General features: G+C 58.4%; 12 protein-coding genes and 4 tRNA genes. 10 read left to right on the forward strand and 6 right to left on the reverse strand.

The features are described from left to right. Positions 1-133 precede the first annotated feature (133 nt). The 3 genes from ACFZPT_RS14650 to ACFZPT_RS14660 are packed head-to-tail and all read right to left on the reverse strand — an operon-like array spanning position 134 to position 5,913. Positions 134-1,552, reverse strand: coding sequence for an efflux transporter outer membrane subunit (locus tag ACFZPT_RS14650; RefSeq protein WP_034114277.1), 1,419 nt, complete (start codon positions 1,550-1,552; stop codon positions 134-136). Continuing rightward, positions 1,536-2,702, reverse strand: coding sequence for an efflux RND transporter periplasmic adaptor subunit (locus ACFZPT_RS14655; protein ID WP_034098868.1), 1,167 nt, complete (start codon positions 2,700-2,702; stop codon positions 1,536-1,538). The genes ACFZPT_RS14650 and ACFZPT_RS14655 overlap by 17 nt, the downstream gene beginning before the upstream one ends. Further along, positions 2,692-5,913, reverse strand: coding sequence for an efflux RND transporter permease subunit (locus tag ACFZPT_RS14660; RefSeq protein ID WP_034114275.1), 3,222 nt, complete (start codon positions 5,911-5,913; stop codon positions 2,692-2,694). Before ACFZPT_RS14660 ends, ACFZPT_RS14655 begins: the two co-directional genes overlap by 11 nt. A gap of 193 nt (positions 5,914-6,106) precedes the next feature. Here ACFZPT_RS14660 and ACFZPT_RS14665 point away from each other — a divergent pair, with 193 nt between their 5' ends. Further along, entirely contained in the window at positions 6,107-6,517 is a 411-nt protein-coding gene (locus ACFZPT_RS14665) for a hypothetical protein (protein ID WP_034098864.1), read from the forward strand. On the opposite strand, the gene ACFZPT_RS14670 is transcribed toward ACFZPT_RS14665, so the two are convergent. Then, entirely contained in the window at positions 6,514-6,666 is a 153-nt protein-coding gene (locus ACFZPT_RS14670) for a hypothetical protein (RefSeq protein ID WP_167389900.1), read from the reverse strand. The genes ACFZPT_RS14665 and ACFZPT_RS14670 overlap by 4 nt on opposite strands. Before the next feature lie 187 nt (positions 6,667-6,853). On the opposite strand from ACFZPT_RS14670, the gene ACFZPT_RS14675 reads away from it, so the two are divergent. Next, the gene (locus ACFZPT_RS14675; RefSeq protein WP_034114273.1) at positions 6,854-7,516 is read left to right on the forward strand and encodes a peptidase C39 family protein; all 663 of its coding nucleotides are present in this window, start codon (positions 6,854-6,856) and stop codon (positions 7,514-7,516) included. A 47-nt stretch (positions 7,517-7,563) separates the two neighbouring features. On the opposite strand, the gene pbpG is transcribed toward ACFZPT_RS14675, so the two are convergent. Beyond that, a complete protein-coding gene (pbpG, locus tag ACFZPT_RS14680) occupies positions 7,564-8,487 on the reverse strand; it encodes a D-alanyl-D-alanine endopeptidase (RefSeq protein WP_034114272.1) in 924 nt (307 codons plus the stop codon). A gap of 207 nt (positions 8,488-8,694) precedes the next feature. Then, positions 8,695-9,549, reverse strand: a complete 855-nt coding sequence (folD, locus tag ACFZPT_RS14685; RefSeq protein WP_034098858.1) for a bifunctional methylenetetrahydrofolate dehydrogenase/methenyltetrahydrofolate cyclohydrolase FolD — start codon at positions 9,547-9,549, stop codon at positions 8,695-8,697. A gap of 275 nt (positions 9,550-9,824) precedes the next feature. On the opposite strand from folD, the gene ACFZPT_RS14690 reads away from it, so the two are divergent. The 8 genes from ACFZPT_RS14690 to clpX all read left to right on the forward strand — a co-directional run bounded on the left by ACFZPT_RS14690 (position 9,825) and on the right by clpX (position 16,920). Then, positions 9,825-9,901: transfer RNA gene (locus ACFZPT_RS14690), tRNA-Arg, on the forward strand. Positions 9,902-9,933: 32 nt separating this feature from the next. Further along, positions 9,934-10,009 (forward strand) — tRNA-His (locus tag ACFZPT_RS14695). Between the two features lie 56 nt (positions 10,010-10,065). Beyond that, positions 10,066-10,150: transfer RNA gene (locus tag ACFZPT_RS14700), tRNA-Leu, on the forward strand. Positions 10,151-10,227: 77 nt separating this feature from the next. Continuing rightward, a tRNA-His gene (locus ACFZPT_RS14705) sits at positions 10,228-10,303 on the forward strand. Between the two features lie 1,352 nt (positions 10,304-11,655). Beyond that, entirely contained in the window at positions 11,656-13,359 is a 1,704-nt protein-coding gene (gene ltrA, locus ACFZPT_RS14710; RefSeq protein ID WP_379555697.1) for a group II intron reverse transcriptase/maturase, read from the forward strand. 127 nt (positions 13,360-13,486) lie between these two features. Next, on the forward strand, positions 13,487-14,797 hold the full coding sequence (tig, locus tag ACFZPT_RS14715) for a trigger factor (protein WP_034098856.1): 1,311 nt from the start codon (positions 13,487-13,489) through the stop codon (positions 14,795-14,797). A 91-nt stretch (positions 14,798-14,888) separates the two neighbouring features. Then, the gene (gene clpP, locus ACFZPT_RS14720) at positions 14,889-15,524 is read left to right on the forward strand and encodes an ATP-dependent Clp endopeptidase proteolytic subunit ClpP (RefSeq protein WP_034098854.1); all 636 of its coding nucleotides are present in this window, start codon (positions 14,889-14,891) and stop codon (positions 15,522-15,524) included. Positions 15,525-15,636: 112 nt separating this feature from the next. Continuing rightward, positions 15,637-16,920 carry an ATP-dependent Clp protease ATP-binding subunit ClpX gene (gene clpX, locus ACFZPT_RS14725; protein ID WP_034114271.1) on the forward strand — a complete coding sequence of 428 codons (1,284 nt, stop codon included), beginning with the start codon at positions 15,637-15,639 and terminating at the stop codon, positions 16,918-16,920. Positions 16,921-16,988: the final 68 nt, after the last annotated feature.

Genomic DNA, 16,988 nt, shown 5'->3' on the forward strand with positions numbered 1-16,988 from the left:
CTTGAACTGCGTCGTGTACTTGCTCATGAAAAAGCCCCAAGAGTTGGATAGGTGTCCAACTTTTGGGGCGCACTTCATTATTCCATTCACAGCATCATTAACCGACATCACCGAGCTGTGCCTTTGCCCCCGATCAAGCTCCAGGCTGCCAACCGCCGCCCAGGGCGGTGATCAAGCCGACGCTCGCCTGCAACTGCCGTGTCTGCACTGCCTGCAATGTCCGCTGCGCCTGTAACGCCTCAGTTTGCGCGGTGACCACATCCAGGTAACTCACGGCGCCTGCCTGGTAGCTGTTCATCGCCAATGATTGCGTATGCTGCGCCGCGTCCGCCGCCGCCTGTTCATCCTGCGCTTGCTGCTGCAAGTCCCGCAGTTGCGCCAAGTTGTCTTCCACCTCGCGTACGGCCTTCAACACCTGGCTGCGATACTGCGCCGATGCCTCTTCGAACTCGGCCTTGGCCTGGCGTTCGTTGGCGCTCAAGCGCCCACCGTCAAGGATCGGCAGGTTCACCAACGGCCCCAACGCCCAATACCGATTGCCGGCCGAGAGCAGATTGCCAACGCCTTGGGTCTGCCCGCCGATCAAGCCGGTCAAGCTGAAATCCGGATACCACGCCGCCTTGGCCACGCCGATGTTGGCGTTGGCGGCAAACACCCGGCGCTCTGCTGCGGCGATATCCGGACGACGTTGCAACAGCTGGCTGGGCAGTTGCGAGGGGATTGCCGGCAGTGCAATCAGTTGCGCAGTGGGCGCTAGGGTGAAGTCACTGGCCGCTACACCGATCAATTCTGCGAGCGCATGTTCGATGAGGTTGCGTTGCCCGCGTACGTCATCAAGCTGGGCGCGGGCTTCGGACAGTTGGTTCTGGGCGCGGGTCAGGTCCAACTCCGAGGCGATCTGACCTTCGTAGCGGCTGCGGGTCAGTTGCAAGGCTTGGCTGAAATCCTCCAGGGAGCTGTTGAGGATGCGCGCCTGGGCATCCAGCCCATTGAGCTGTACGTACAAGGTTGCCAACTGGCGTTGCAGGCTCAGGCGCGCCACTGCCAGATCGTCTGCGGACGCCTGGGCCTGGGCGTCACCGGCGGCGACCTGGTTGCGGATTCTGCCCCAGAGATCCAGGTCGTAACTCAACGAAAAACCCGCCGTGTTGCTGTTGTACACCGACGGTTGTGTAGTCCCCCGCAACGGACGCGAATCCGACTGCCGCTGGCGCAAGGGCTGCGCGCTGGCGTTGATCTGTGGGAACAGCCCCGCGTGCAGTTGGCTGGCATATGCCTGGGCCGCATCGAAGTGCGCGAGCGCCGCCGCCAGGTCCGGGTTGGCCTGGAGCAGTTGCTGTTGCAGGTGATCCAGCGTCGCGTCGTGGTAGAGCGTCCACCACTGCGCTGCCAGTTGGTCGTTGGGTTGTGCGCTATGCCACGGGCCTGCGCTGGTCTGTTCGCGGTAATGGGCCGGCAGCTCCAGCGCCGGCGTGGTATAGCCGGGCGCCATGGAGCAGCCTTGCAAGCCCAGCAGCACCAGCGCGGCGAGCGGTTTAAGCCTTGGGCGCATGTGCACCTCCGGCGGCGGCCAGTTGTACCGGGTCGCCTTCGCGCAGGGCGTCGGGCGGGTTGTCCACCACGCGGTCGGCAGCGTTGAGGCCCTGGTCGATCACCAGCCGATCGCCCAGGTCCAGGCCGATATGGATGCTTTGCAGGTGCACATGATTGTGCCCGTCCAGCATCGCCACCTGGGTGCCTTGGGCGCGGAAGATCAGGGCACTGGCGGGGATGCTCACGCCATGGGTGTCCGCCGGGATCGGCAGGGTGGCTTCGGCATAGTCGCCGGGCAGCAGTTCGCCGTTGGGGTTGTCCGCGACAAATTGCGCGAGCAGCGTACCGGAACGCCGATCGATGGCGGTGGAGTCGCCGATCAACCGCGCCTTGAAGTGCATGCCGGGGTGCTCTGGCACGCTCAACTCGGCTTCCAGGCCCGGATGGATCACTGCGGCGTAGTTCTGCGGCACCGGTACATACAGGCGCAACTGGTGGGTGTCGGCAATGTTGAACAGCTCTGGATCGCTGTCGGTATCGGCCTTGATCAGCTGGCCGATATCGGTATTGCGTGCGGTGATGGTGCCGGCGAACGGCGCGCGCAGGGTCTTGTAGCTTTGCAGTGCCGACAACCGCGCAACGTCTGCAGCGGCGGCCTGAACGTTGGCCTTGGCCGCCGCCGCGTTGGAGGTTTTCTCATCGGCTTCCTGACGCGATACCGAATGGCTGGCCAAGAGGTTTTGCCAGCGCGTCGCGGTGGTCGCTGCAAGGTGCGCGTTCGCCTGTTCCTGAACCAATCGCGCATGGGCCTGGGCCAGTTGTTGATCGAGGTCGGGGCTGTCGATTTCGGCCAGCACTTGCCCGGCCTTTACCTGGCTGCCGATGTCGACCTTCCAGTCCTTCAGGTAACCGCTGACTCGTGCATGAATCGGTGCGGTGCTCCAGGCTTCCAGGTGCGCGGGCAGGCGCAGGGTGTCGCCGGCGGCATTGTGTTGCGGTTGGAATACGCTGACATGGGGGATGGCAGCGGCCTGTGTCCAGGCGCTGACCGACTGTGCGTGCAGCGTATGGGCATGCAAGCCGTTGGCGACCAACAGGGCGGCCAGGGTCAGGCCGCCGACACCCAGGAGCATCAGGCGCTTGCGCGAGGGTTTTTGATCAGACGACATGGGGCGTTTCTCCAGCAGTGGCGCGAGTAGGGTGACGCCCGTGGACCAGGCTGAAGACCACGGGTACAAACAACAGGGTGGCGGTGGTGGCGAGAATCAGGCCGCCGATCACGGCGCGGCCCAGGGGCGCGTTCTGCTCCTCGGACAGGGCCAGGGGCAGCATGCCGATGATCATCGCCAAGGCGGTCATGCACACCGGCCGGAAACGCGTGTAGCCGGCCTCCAGTGCGGCTTTCAAGGCATCGCCGTGTTCGGCCAGGCGTTCCCGGCAGAAACTCACCACCAGGATCGAGTTGGCGGTGGCCACGCCCATGCACAGGATCGCGCCGGTCAAGGCCGGCACCGACAATGAGGTGCCGCTGAGAAACAGCATCCACACGATCCCCGCCAAGGCCGCCGGCAGGGCGGTGATGATCACGAACGGGTCGACCCACGACTGGAAGTTGACGACGGTCAGCAGATAGATCAGCACCACCGCGCCGAGCAGGCCAAAACTCAGCCCACTGAAAGCTTCATGCAGCGCATCGATCTGCCCATGCAGGCTCACCGTTGCGCCTTTGGGGCGCTTGGACGCGGTGTCGTCCAGCACCTTTTGCACGTCACACGCCACGCCGCCGAGGTCGCGCCCTTGCACATTGGCGTACAGGTCGAGGGTTGGTTCGATGTTGTAGTGAGTCACCACCGCCGGGCTTTGCACGCGGGAGATGCTTGCCACGCCGCCGAGGATCTGCGACTGGCCGTTCGCGCCGGTCACTGGCAAGGCTTCCAGCGACGGCAGGCTGTCCAGCCGATATTGCGGGGTGGCGGCGACGATGGAATAGGACACACCGTTGGCCGGGTTGAGCCAGAACGTCGGCGCAATCTGTGAACTGCCGGCCAGTGATGCGACCATGCTGTTGGTTACGTCGCGCTCGGTAATGCCCAGGCCGTTGGCGCGCAGGCGGTAGACATTGACCTGTAACGATGGGTAGCCGGTGGACTGCTGGATGCGCAGATCGGCGATGCCCGGAACGTGTTGCAGGCGGCGTTCCAGCTCCAGCGCGTAGGCGCGGTTTTCGGCGTCGTTGTGCCCGGAGATTTTTACGTCCAGGGGCGCCGGCGCGCCGAAGTTGAGGATCTGGCTGCTGATGTCCGCCGGCAGGAATGCGAAGTGGCTGCCGGGAAAGCTTTGCGGCAGGGCTTCACGCAGTTTTTTCACATAGTCGGCGGTGGGCGCGTGGTGTTTTTCCAGGGTGACTTGGATATCGCCATCCTGCGGCCCGATGGTGCCGCTACTGCTATAGGCCATGTCGATGCCGCTCAGCGGAATACCGATATTGTCGACGACGGTATCCAGTTCTTCGGCGGGAATGATTTCGCGAATCCGCGCTTCGATGCGGTCGAAGGCGGCGGCGCTTTCTTCGATGCGCGTACCCAGCGGCAGGCGCACGTGCAGGGCCAGCGCACCGGCATCGGTTGCCGGGAAAAAGTCCTGGCCCAGGCTGGGCAACAGCAGGAACGAGGCGAGTACACAGGCGAGAAAACCCACGATAAAGCGCTTGCGGTTGCCCAGGGCCAGTGTCAGCAAACCATGGTAGGTGTCGCGGATATTCGAGAAGTGGCGCTCGAAACCTTGTTGGAAATTCAGTACGGCCTGCAGCGCAACATTGCGTGGCTTCTGGTGCTGCTCGCCCTCATGGTGGTTGATGAATTCATCTTCGGGATGGTGCCCTGCGCCTTGTTCCGGTGTGTGCGGTTTGAGCAGAAACATCGCCAGTGTCGGCACCAGGGTGCGCGACAGAATGAACGAACTGGCCATGGCAAAAATCACCGCCAATGCCATCGGCCGGAACAGATAACCGGCGATGCCTTGCAGCAGAAACATCGGTACGAACACGATGCAGATGCACAGCAGCGAGACGAACGCCGGGCCGACGATTTGCGCGGCGCCATCAAGAATCGCAGCCTTCACCGCCTTGCCTTGTTCCAGGTGCCAATTGATGTTTTCGATGGTCACCGTGGCGTCGTCCACCAGGATCCCCACCGCCAACGCCAGCCCGCCTAAGGTCATGACATTGAGGGTTTGCCCGGTAACCGCCAGCAGCGCAATGGCTGACAGCACGGCCAGGGGAATCGATACCGCAATGATCAGCGTGGAGCGCCAACTGCCGAGGAACAGCAGGATCATCGCGCTGGTCAGCAGTGCAGCAATGATGCCTTCCTGGGCGACGCTGCCCACCGATTGCTTGACGAACACCGAGGCGTCGCCCAGCAGCGAAGTTTTGAGTGACGGTGGCAGGGTTTCATCGATGCGCGGCAACATCTGGTGGATGCCGTCGATGATCGACAGGGTGGAGATACTGCCGTTTTTCAGCGCCGGCATCAGCACCGCACGATGTCCGTCGACGCGCACGATATTGGTCTGCGGCGGCGAACCGTCGCGCACATGGGCGACCTGGCCGATGGTAATCAGCGCACCGTCGACGGTCTTGATCGGCAGGTTGTTCAGCTCATCGATGGCCTTGGGGCTGTTATTGAGCAGGATTGTGTATTCGTCGGTGCCGAGTTTGGCGGTGCCTACCGGAATGATCTGGTTTTGCAGGGCCAGCGCCGTGCCCACGTCCTGGGCCGACAAGCCCTTGGCAGCCAGCGCCTGCGGGTCGAGGTCGAGGGTGATCTGGCGTTGCTTGCCGCCCATCGGGGTCGGCATCGCCAGGCCGGGCAGGGCGCTGAGGGGCAGGCGGATATTGTTCTGCACCAGGTCGCGGATCTTGGCTTCCGACAGTGTCGGGCTGGAAAACGCCATTTGCAGGATGGGCACCGTGGAGGCGCTGTAGTTGAGGATCAGCGGCGGCGTGATGCCGGGCGGCATCTGCTTGAGCACGGTTTGTGATACCGCCGTGACCTGGGCGTTGGCGGTGCGGATATCCACGCCAGGCTGGAAGAAAATCTTGACGATGCCCATGCCGGGCAGCGATTGCGACTCGATGTGTTCGATGTCATTGACGGTGGTGCTCAAGGAACGTTCATAGGTGTAGATCACCCGACCGGCCATGGCATCCGGCGACAGACCGTTGTATTGCCAGACCACAGCCACCACGGGAATGCCGATATCCGGGAAAACATCGGTGGGTGTGCGCAGGGCCGCCATCGGCCCGATGATGCAAATGAATATGGCCAGCACGATAAACGTATACGGCTTGTGCAGTGCGGTCTTTACCAGCCCGAGCATGCGTGGATCTCCAACAGAGCAAGGATTGCAAACCCCGGCAGTCTTGCCCGACCCACCTAACACGCACCTTTCAGCCAGGTGAAGGAACATTTAGGTAAGCGCTGAAGATCGTTTCATAGGCTTTCATTTGTTCCAGGCCTGGCAGCTGCCCAAGCTTGTAGCCCATCGAATGTACGATCCAAGGAGCGCTGCCATGTCACTCAAACCGTTTTTATTGATCCCCGCCCTGAGCGCCGTATTGCTGTTATCGGCCTGTGCCGGGCCGATGCCCAAGGCGGACCCGAGCGAGGCCTGGATCGGCCTTAAAGAGGAAGCGCCCAATGACCTGCTGGCCGAACGTGTAGACGGCAAGCGCGTGGACGATGGACGCTTCTTCGAGGTGACACCGGGGGACCATCGCTTGGACGTGACGCTGTTCGAGGACGAACCCGGTGACGACAATCAGCAAGACTGCCAGGGTCGTGTCGAATACAAGCATTTCAAGGCGGGCGAGCACTACACCTTGGTGGAGTCCAGCCTGGGGATGACCGTACGCGCAACCCTAAAGGATGCACAAGGTCACGAAGTGGCGGCGACACAGGACTTCAATTGCATGCCTGGTTAAGCGTGACGCACCACCGCTTTGTGAGGCTTGGCGGGTTTGACGTGGGGGTGATGGTGCCGGCGGGTAATGCGCAACACTCCCCACAACATGGCGCCGGCTACCGCCAGCCAACCGCAGATCAACAGGAAAATCGTTGTTGCAAGGCTCATTTGGGCCTCCTTCGCCCCGCAGGGGGCACACACAGTCTTCTCAATGGACAGTCTAGCTACCTGGCGGTTGCCTGCTATTGACCAATGGTCGTGTCTGTCCAACGAGTTCGCTATATCCAGGCCCGACACAAACGTGATTGGGCTATGATCAGCGCCCTCACCGACGGCTGATCAAGAGAGTAGAAAAGTGCGGTTACGGTCGAATCTTCCAACGTCCCTGCTGCTGGCCTTCACCCTGGGGCTCACCGCGTGTGCCGGGCAACCCTCAAAACTAGCGGGCCTGCCTGAACGGGTCGAACTCAATGGTGTGCCGACCTTTCGCAGCGAGGTCTATCAAAGCGGCCCTGCTGCATTAGCCAGCATGCTGTCGCAACAAGGCATTGTGATGACACCGGGGCTGCTGGATAAACCGCTGCATTTGCCGGGCGGCGAGGCAAACCTGGAGCGCACGATGCCGCAATTGGCGCGCGAATATGGGCTGATGGTGTACCCGTTGGAGGCCAAGTTGACCGCCGTGCTGGCGCAGGTGGCCGCAGGTTATCCGGTGATGGCGCGCCTCGGCGGCGGGCTCTGGTCCGACGCGCGGTATGTCGTGGTGGTGGGCTTCAATCAGCAAAAGAGCACGGTGTTACTGCGCTCGGGCATGGACCGGCGGCTATTGATGAGCTTCAGCGATTTTGAATCGAAATGGGCCAGTGCCGGACATTGGGCGATCCTCACCCAGCGCCCGAGCCAGTTGCCGGCCAATGTGGATGCGCAGCGCTGGCGCGAGGCGGCCGATGCCACGGCCCAGGCCGGGCAGGAGCGGGCCGCGGCGCAGGCGCTTAAAGTCTTGGCGGATCACCGATAGCAATGGGGGCAGGGCGCAGAGCCCCTCCCATCGGTTCTTCGGTGTTATCAGCGCCGGACCTCGGCGGCATTCGCGCGGTTTTTCAGATTTTTGTCGGCTTTGTAGCGCAACGCGACATCCGGCACCGCGCCGCCCTTGCCGGTCTCGACCCAACTGCGGATACGGCTGGCGTCGGCGAAGTGGGTGTACTTGCCGAAAGCATCGAGGATCACCAGCGACACTGGTCGGTTGCCCATGCTGGTCACCAGCACCAGGCAATGGCCGGCTTGGTTGGTGAAGCCGGTCTTGGTCAGCTTGATATCCCAGTTGGCGCGGTTGATCAGATGGTCAGTGTTGGAGAAACCCAGGGTGTAGTTGGGCTTGCGGAAGGCTACGGTCTTTTCCTTGGTGGTGCTCAACTGGCTCAGCATCGGGTACTTGCGCGCAGCGGCCAACAGCTTGCTCAAGTCGCGAGCGGTGGATACGTTGTGGATCGACAGGCCAGTGGGTTCGACATAGTGGGTGCTGGTCATGCCGAGGGCCTTGGCCTTGGCGTTCATCGCCGCGATAAACGCCGAATAGCCGCCCGGATAGTGGTGGGCCAGGCTGGCGGCGGCCCGGTTTTCCGAGGACATCAGGGCGATCAGCAGCATTTCTTTGCGCGGCATTTCGCTGCCGATCTTCACGCGGGAGAACACACCTTTCATTTCTGGCGTATCGGTGATGTTGATATCGATGTACTCGTCCATGTTTTGCTTGGCTTCGAGGACGATCAGGCCGGTCATCAGCTTGCTCACAGACGCAATGGGCACCACCACGTCGGGGTTGCTGGCATAGATGACTTTGTTGGTTTGCAAGTCGACCAGCATGGCGCTGCCGGAAGCGATTTGCAGTTTGGAAGGATCGCGGGGCGCCAGGGCGGTTTCGGCGGCATGCGCGATAGTGCCTGTGAATGCGAAAAATAGGCTGATGATGGAAAGACGAATTTTCACGCGGATGAACTCGCTAAAAAGTAAGAAATACCGTTAGGAAAACGGGTTTTTGATAAATGGCGTTACATTTTAGGAGTATGGATCAGAAACTGTCGAATGTTCTTACAGAACCAGACGAAAGTGCTTAAAAACAAAGAAAAAACAGGTTTTATTCCGGCTAATAAAAAGCCCCGCGATAAGGCGGGGCTTCTTCAGTACATGCGGTTATTAATCGTGCAGGGTTTCCGCGGCGTACAGGGTATTTTCCAGCAGGCAGGCGCGGGTCATCGGGCCGACGCCGCCTGGCACCGGCGTGATCCAGCCGGCGCGAGGCAGGGCGGTGTCGTAGACCACGTCGCCCACCAGCTTGCCGTCTTCCTGACGATTGATGCCGACGTCGATAACGATTGCACCCTCTTTGATCCACTCACCTTTGACCAGGCCCGGCTTGCCGGCGGCAACCACCACCAGGTCCGCGCGTCCGACGTGGCCGGCGAGGTCCTTGGTGAAACGATGGGTCACGGTCACGGTGCAGCCGGCCAGCAACAGCTCCATGGCCATCGGGCGACCGACGATGTTCGAGGCGCCCACCACCACGGCATCGAGACCGTACAGGTCTACACCGGTGCTTTCCAGCAGGGTCATGATGCCTTTGGGGGTGCAGGGGCGCAGCAGCGGGATGCGCTGTGCCAGGCGCCCGACGTTATAAGGATGGAAACCGTCGACGTCTTTGTCCGGGCGAATGCGCTCAAGCAATTTGGACGCGTCCAGGTGATCCGGCAGGGGCAGTTGCAGTAGCACACCGTCTATCGTCGGGTCCTCGTTGAGGCTGTCGATCAGGTCGGTCAGGGCCTGCTGGGTGGTCTGCGCAGGCAGGTCGTAGGCCTTGGAAATAAAGCCGACCTCTTCACAGTCTTTACGCTTGTGCGAGACATAAACCTGAGACGCAGGATCGCTGCCGACCAGGATCACCGCGAGTCCCGGTGTGCGCAGGCCTTGCTGGCTGCGCTCTGCGACCCGTTTGGCGATCTGCTGGCGCAGGCTGGCGGCGATTGATTTGCCGTCGATAAGTTGTGCAGTCATTACGCGTGATTAACCATCGAGAGGGGGAAGAAAAGTGCGCGCATTCTCGCACGCTAAGACGTGAGGGCAAAGGCGGTTGGTCTGCAAATTGCCCTAACTCCTTAAATAAAATGAATTTTTTTTAAAAAAGATTTGACGGGTTTCAGGGGGCTCTATACTATTCGTCGCACTTGTCGGGCACAGCCTAGCACTGGTTAAGAAGGTCAAGCAGAATCACTGTTCTGTAAGGCTGGAAGCACTTAGTTTGTAATCCTCCAAGAGTACAGATTAATAAGGCGCCCGTAGCTCAGCTGGATAGAGCATCCGCCTTCTAAGCGGATGGTCGCAGGTTCGAGTCCTGCCGGGTGCGCCATTAGGCAGCTTTGGCACAAGTAGCGCTATATGGTGGGCGTAGCTCAGTTGGTAGAGCACGGGATTGTGACTCCCGTTGTCGAGGGTTCGATCCCCTTCGTCCACCCCATATTTTAAAGGCGCCAGATTTTACAGTCTGGCGCCTTTGCTTTAAGAGCTTCAAGCGCGGATGTGGTGGAATTGGTAGACACACTGGATTTAGGTTCCAGCGCCGCGAGGCGTAAGAGTTCGAGTCTCTTCATCCGCACCAATTAAAGCGTTGTTCGGTCGTAGGATCGGGCAGGGCTCGACAAAGAAGTGGTTTGGTTTCTTTGTTAACGCAATATGGTGGGCGTAGCTCAGTTGGTAGAGCACGGGATTGTGACTCCCGTTGTCGAGGGTTCGATCCCCTTCGTCCACCCCATATTCGAAAGGCGCCAGATTTAACAGTCTGGCGCCTTTTTTGGTTTTGGCGGTTCGGATCGTGGGCGGCCGTAGCTACCGGGTCGCAGTGTCAGGGATGGAAGTGATGGCCTCTCCTATATATAGAAGAGGCGGCACAGAGCCCTGGCATGATTGGCTGTATTTGTCAGCGGGGCGAGGTGCAGCAGTGCTCTCGTGCCGATAAATTGCCGGCTGTTTGCGAGCATATTTCCAGTAGGGTGACTTCTTGAGTTTGACCCACTAGAATGCATGCCCTTGGTGCGACACGCGTGGCGTGTCTCCTAAACTTCGAGGTGTAGAGTCATCTTGAAGGGTTTTCGAAAGAGAGCCGAGAGCTTGGGTGCCCAATCCCAAGAAGCAAAACCCTCCCAGAAGTCCAATGCCTTCAAGGACTTGCCGCAGCGGCGGTGGCAAACCCAAGGTCGATTAGCGCTCGGAGGCTCGACCACAATACCGGATCTTACGGTATTGGAGCGCCTACTACACATCAGCCCTATTTAGGGCTAAACCCATGCGGGAGAGAATCCCCGCTGGGGTTCCCTCCTGCTTTTGAAACAGGAGGTAACAATTCTTTGAGCATGCTGCTTCGGCAGTCCCTGTTCACATCAAACCGGAGACATGAGCGAAAGCTCTGTCTGTCATTGTCCAACCATTGCCTGTCTGGAGTGGCAGCGGACTCGTTGTGCGACCAACGATAGCCTAGGAAGACATGCGTCACTGGTAACGGTGGGGTGTGAAGCTCTTCCAACAATGTAGCCCCCGTATGGGTGTGTCTTCGCCGTGAGGCGGAGCGCAGATGCTCGGAGCAGTACCGGGTTGAGGCGCTAGGCTGGCTGGTATGGGTAACACAAGTGAAATGCTAATAAACGTCGTCAGCATTACGGTGCCTAATCTGCTGATAGGCATTAACCAAAAAAGGTGATGCGACCGGTTGTTCTGGTCAAGGGTCGGAACACGTCGTCACATAAGGTCGCCGGCGAATAGGCAGACCCTAACCCAGTCGTGTGACGGGCAGGGAACGTGGTAAGCCCGTATAGCTGCCTTCGGGCAGGTGAGCCGCAAGGTGATCCGTTGGCTGTGCGGGTATGGGATCGCAGAGAAAGCGAACGTCGGGCTGTAATGGCTCGGATAGGGGCTGGAACATTGCTCCACGGGAAACCGGGCAGACTTCTGCGTGGTCTTTCGTCGCATGAACTCTGAGTGAACCTGTCTCAATAAACCTAGAGATCCAGCTGTAACGGATCTTCTATTAATCCAACCCTGGCGGGAGCGTCCATTCCCGTCAGGGGATGTGCGCGTCTTTCGCTTAGGGCAACTTGAGAGGAAGGCAGCATGTTAGAGCGTAGCCAGTTGGCCGTGTCTGCGCCTTCCGGCACTCCGCAACAATGGCATGACATCGATTGGTGGCGTGTTCAGCGGAATGTTCGGGCGATGCAGATACGGATTGCGAAGGCTTGTCGGGAAGGCAACTGGCGCAGGGTGAAAGCCTTGCAACGGATGCTGACCCGCTCACGCTCGGCCAGATACTTGGCCGTACGGCGAGTCACTGAAAATCAGGGTAAGCGCACGGCGGGAGTCGACCGCGTGCTCTGGGATACACCCAATGCCAAATGGAATGCGGCAAATGGGTTGAAGCGCCACGGTTATAAGCCACGGCCTTTACGGCGTGTGTTTATCCCGAAGTCAAATGGAAAGGAGCGCCCTTTGGGCATTCCGACCATGACGGACAGGGCAATGCAGGCGTTGTATTTGCTTGCTCTGGCGCCCATCGCAGAAACCACCGGTGATCCAAACAGCTACGGCTTTAGGGTCGAGCGATCTACGGCGGATGCAATGGGGCAATTGTTCGTGTGCCTATCCAAGAGGGTTTCGGCCCAATGGGTTTTGGAGGCGGACATCAAAGGCTGCTTTGACCATATCAATCATAATTGGCTTATCACCAACGTCCCAACGGATAAGGTGGTTCTCCGAAAATGGTTGAAAGCTGGCGTGATTCATAAAGGCCAGCTACAGGCAACGGATGCCGGCACGCCACAGGGCGGGATTATCTCGCCCAGCTTGGCGAATCTGGTACTGGATGGGCTGGAGTCACAACTTAAGCAACACCTGGGTGTGACAAAGGCCAAGAAGCTGAAAATCAATGTGGTGCGTTATGCGGATGACTTTGTGATAACTGGAACCTCGAGAGAGGTTCTGGAAACTGAAGTCAGACCTTGGGTAGAGCGGTTCCTCGCGGTACGGGGGCTGCAGCTGTCACTCGAGAAGACGCGTGTCGTCCATATAAAGGAAGGCTTTGACTTTCTAGGTTGGAATTTCCGCAAGTACGATGGGAAGCTTTTGATCAAGCCAAGCAAGAAAAACGTGAAAGCGTTCTATAGCAAGGTAAGGGAGGTCATCAGTACCAACAAAACGGTAAGGCAGGAGGATCTGATCCGACAGCTGAATCCGATACTGCGAGGCTGGGCGTTCTATCACCAGCCTGTGGTAGCCAAGAAAGCGTATAGCCGCATGGATTACATGATCTTTCTGGCTCTATGGCGTTGGGCAAAACGGCGACACCCTAAGAAAACACTCCAGTGGATAGGAGCGAAGTACTTCAAACCCATGAAGGGGCGGAAAGGGGTGTTTGCTACCGCGACGATGAATGACAAGGGAGAGATGCAAACGATCGAGTTGTACTCGCTAGCGAGCACTCCGATTGAGCGACACAAGAAGGTAAGTGGGGAGTACAACCCCTTCGATCCTTCTATGGAGAAAATGGGTGAGAAAAGGCGTATGGAACAGATGCTCAAAAGGCTGGCGTACCGTAAGCAAATCTTGAACCTTTTCCAGAGTCAGAAAGGATTGTGTCCGATGTGTAAGTTGCCGATTACGAAGGAGACGGGGTGGCATGATCACCACATTCTGTACCGCACAAAAGGCGGTGGAGACTCCCTAAATAACCGGGTACTATTGCACCCCCTTTGTCACCAGCGGCTACACGCTCGCGGATTGACAGTGAACAAACCGGCTCCCCTTACCGGGGGTTTTGATTAGGCCCGAGCCGTATGCGGGGAAACTCGCACGTACGGTTCTTAGGGGGAGGTGGGTCAGTAATGGCCCATCTCTACCCGACATTGGGGTCGGAAATGGCCGGCTAACGTCTGTGCAACGAGGAATATCCATGCAAGTTTCTGTTGAAAATACTACTGCTCTCGAGCGCCGCCTGAGCATCACCGTGCCGGCAGAGCGTATCGAGACTGCGGTCAACAAGCGTCTGCAGCAGACTGCCCAGAAGGCCAAGATCGCTGGTTTCCGTCCAGGCAAAGTGCCGATGAGCGAAATCAAGCGTCGTTTTGGTGCCGATGCGCGTCAGGAAGCTGTTGGTGACGTCATTCAGGCTTCTTTCTACGAAGCCGTTGTCGAGCAAAAGCTGAACCCAGCCGGCTCGCCTTCGATCGAGCCTAAGTCCCTGGAAGCAGGCAAGGACCTGGAATACGTAGCCGTATTCGAAGTGTTCCCTGAATTCGAAGTTGCCGGCTTCGAGGGTATCGCTATCGAGCGCCTGAGCGCTGAAGTGGCTGATTCCGATCTGGACAACATGCTGGAAATCCTGCGCAAGCAGAACACCCGTTTTGAAGTGGTCGAGCGTGCCGCCCAGAACGAAGACCAACTGAACATCGATTTCGTTGGCAAGGTTGACGGCGAAGTATTCGCTGGCGGTTCTGCCAAGGGCACTCAACTGGTGTTGGGTTCCAACCGCATGATCCCTGGTTTCGAAGATGGCCTGGTTGGCGCTAAAGCCGGCGAAGAGCGCGTTTTGAGCCTGACCTTCCCGGCTGACTATCAGAACCTGGACCTGGCCGGTAAAACCGCCGAGTTCACCGTGACCGTTAACAGCGTTTCCGAGCCTAAGCTGCCAGAGCTGAATGAAGAGTTCTTCGCTCAGTTCGGTATTAAAGAAACCGGCATCGAAGGTTTCCGCGCCGAAGTTCGCAAGAATATGGAACGTGAGCTGCGCCAGGCCATCAAGTCCAAGGTGAAGAACCAGGTCATGGACGGTCTGCTGGCCGCCAACCCGATCGAAGTACCTAAGGCTCTGCTGTCCAATGAAGTGGATCGCCTGCGCGTTCAAGCCGTTCAGCAGTTTGGTGGCAACATCAAGCCTGATCAACTGCCTGCCGAGCTGTTCGAAGAGCAAGCCAAGCGTCGCGTAGTGCTGGGTTTGATCGTGGCTGAAGTGGTCAAGCAATTCGACCTCAAGCCTGACGAAGATCGCGTTCGTGAAATGATCCAGGAGATGGCTTCGGCCTATCAGGAGCCTGAGCAGGTCGTGGCTTGGTACTACAAGAACGACCAGCAGCTGAACGAAGTACGTTCGGTTGTGCTGGAAGAACAAGTTGTGGATACTGTTCTGCAGAAGGCTAAGGTGACCGATAAAGCGGTCTCTTACGAAGAAGCAGTCAAACCGGCGGAAGCAGCACAAGCCGACTGATTGTCCAACTCGTTGGAAATACAACCATAAGCCAGCCTCGCGCTGGCTTATGCGTTTTCAAGACATGACTATTTGGGAGTAACTGCAGAGCATGTTCCGTAATTCCTATATTCAGCAGAACTCTGATATCCAGGCCGCCGGCGGCCTGGTCCCGATGGTTGTCGAGCAGTCCGCTCGTGGCGAACGCGCCTACGACATCTACTCGCGCCTGCTCAAGGAGCGAGTGATCTTTCTGGTTGGTCCGGTAGAGGACTACATGGCCAACCTGATTTGCGCGCAACTGCTGTTCCTTGAAGCGGAAAACCCGGACAAGGACATCCATCTTTACATCAACTCGCCGGGTGGTTCGGTGACTGCGGGCATGTCGATCTACGACACCATGCAGTTCATCAAGCCAAACGTGTCGACCACTTGTATCGGCCAGGCGTGCAGCATGGGCGCATTCCTGCTGACTGCGGGTGCTCCGGGCAAGCGTTTCTGTCTGCCGAACTCCCGCGTGATGATTCACCAGCCATTGGGTGGTTTCCAAGGTCAGGCGTCGGATATCGAGATCCACGCCAAGGAAATCCTCTTCATCCGCGAGCGTTTGAATACGCTGATGGCCAAGCACAGTGGTCGCACGCTGGAAGAAATCGAGCGTGATACCAACCGTGACAATTTCATGAGTGCGGAAATGGCGCGTGAATACGGGTTGATCGACGCAGTGATTGACCACCGCCCCGCATAATATAAGCCGCTCAAAATAAGGTGGGTCGGCGTAGCCGATCATCGGCGGGCTTGAAAAAGCCCGCATAAGCCTTCATCTTGTGTTGCAAGCCTATCGGATTTGGATCGAACGAATGACTGACACCCGCAACGGCGAGGACAACGGCAAGCTGCTCTATTGCTCCTTCTGTGGCAAAAGCCAGCATGAAGTACGCAAATTGATTGCCGGCCCCTCGGTCTTTATCTGCGACGAGTGCGTCGACCTGTGCAATGACATCATCCGCGAGGAGGTGCAGGAAGCCCAGGCCGAAAGCAGCGCGCATAAATTGCCTTCGCCCAAAGAAATCAGCGGCATTCTTGACCAGTATGTGATCGGTCAAGAGCGTGCCAAGAAGATTCTGGCCGTAGCGGTGTACAACCACTACAAGCGCTTGAATCAGCGTGACAAGAAAGGTGAAGAGGTCGAACTCGGCAAGAGCAACATCTTGCTGATCGGTCCTACAGGTTCGGGTAAGACCCTGCTTGCGGAGACCCTCGCTCGCCTGCTGAACGTTCCCTTCACCATCGCTGACGCGACCACCCTCACCGAGGCTGGCTACGTGGGCGAGGACGTCGAGAACATCATTCAGAAATTGCTGCAAAAATGTGATTACGATGTAGAGAAGGCCCAGATGGGTATTGTCTACATTGACGAAATCGACAAGATTTCGCGCAAATCTGATAACCCGTCCATTACTCGAGACGTGTCCGGCGAGGGTGTGCAGCAAGCGCTGTTGAAACTGATTGAAGGCACGGTTGCATCCGTACCGCCGCAAGGTGGCCGCAAGCACCCGCAGCAGGAATTCCTTCAGGTTGATACGCGTAATATTCTGTTCATCTGTGGCGGTGCGTTCTCCGGTCTGGAAAAGGTTATTCAAAACCGCTCCACCCGTGGCGGCATCGGTTTCAGTGCGGAAGTGCGCAGCAAGGAAGAAGGTAAGAAAGTGGGCGAGTCCCTGCGTGAAGTCGAGCCTGACGATTTGGTCAAGTTCGGTCTGATCCCGGAATTCGTCGGCCGTCTGCCGGTCCTGGCTACGTTGGATGAGCTGGATGAGACTGCTCTGATTCAGATCCTCACCGAGCCGAAAAACGCCCTGACCAAGCAATACGCCAAGCTTTTCGAAATGGAAGGAGTAGACCTCGAGTTCCGTACCGATGCGCTCAAATCTGTAGCGAAGCGGGCACTGGAGCGTAAGACCGGTGCGCGCGGTTTGCGCTCGATCCTCGAAGGTGTGTTGCTCGACACCATGTATGAAATCCCCTCGCAGTCCGAGGTGAGTAAAGTGGTGATCGACGAAAGCGTTATAGAAGGTAAGTCCAAGCCACTGTATATCTATGAAAACAGTGAGCCGGCTGCCAAGGCTGCGCCAGACGCGTAAGCGTTTCGCGGTTTCGGTACAGACAAAGGGGCCTCCAGGGGCCCCTTTGTTTTTTTGTAGGTTTTTAC

The organism is Pseudomonas sp. MD330_10 (assembly GCF_042610415.1).
Taxonomy (GTDB): domain Bacteria; phylum Pseudomonadota; class Gammaproteobacteria; order Pseudomonadales; family Pseudomonadaceae; genus Aquipseudomonas; species Aquipseudomonas rhodesiae.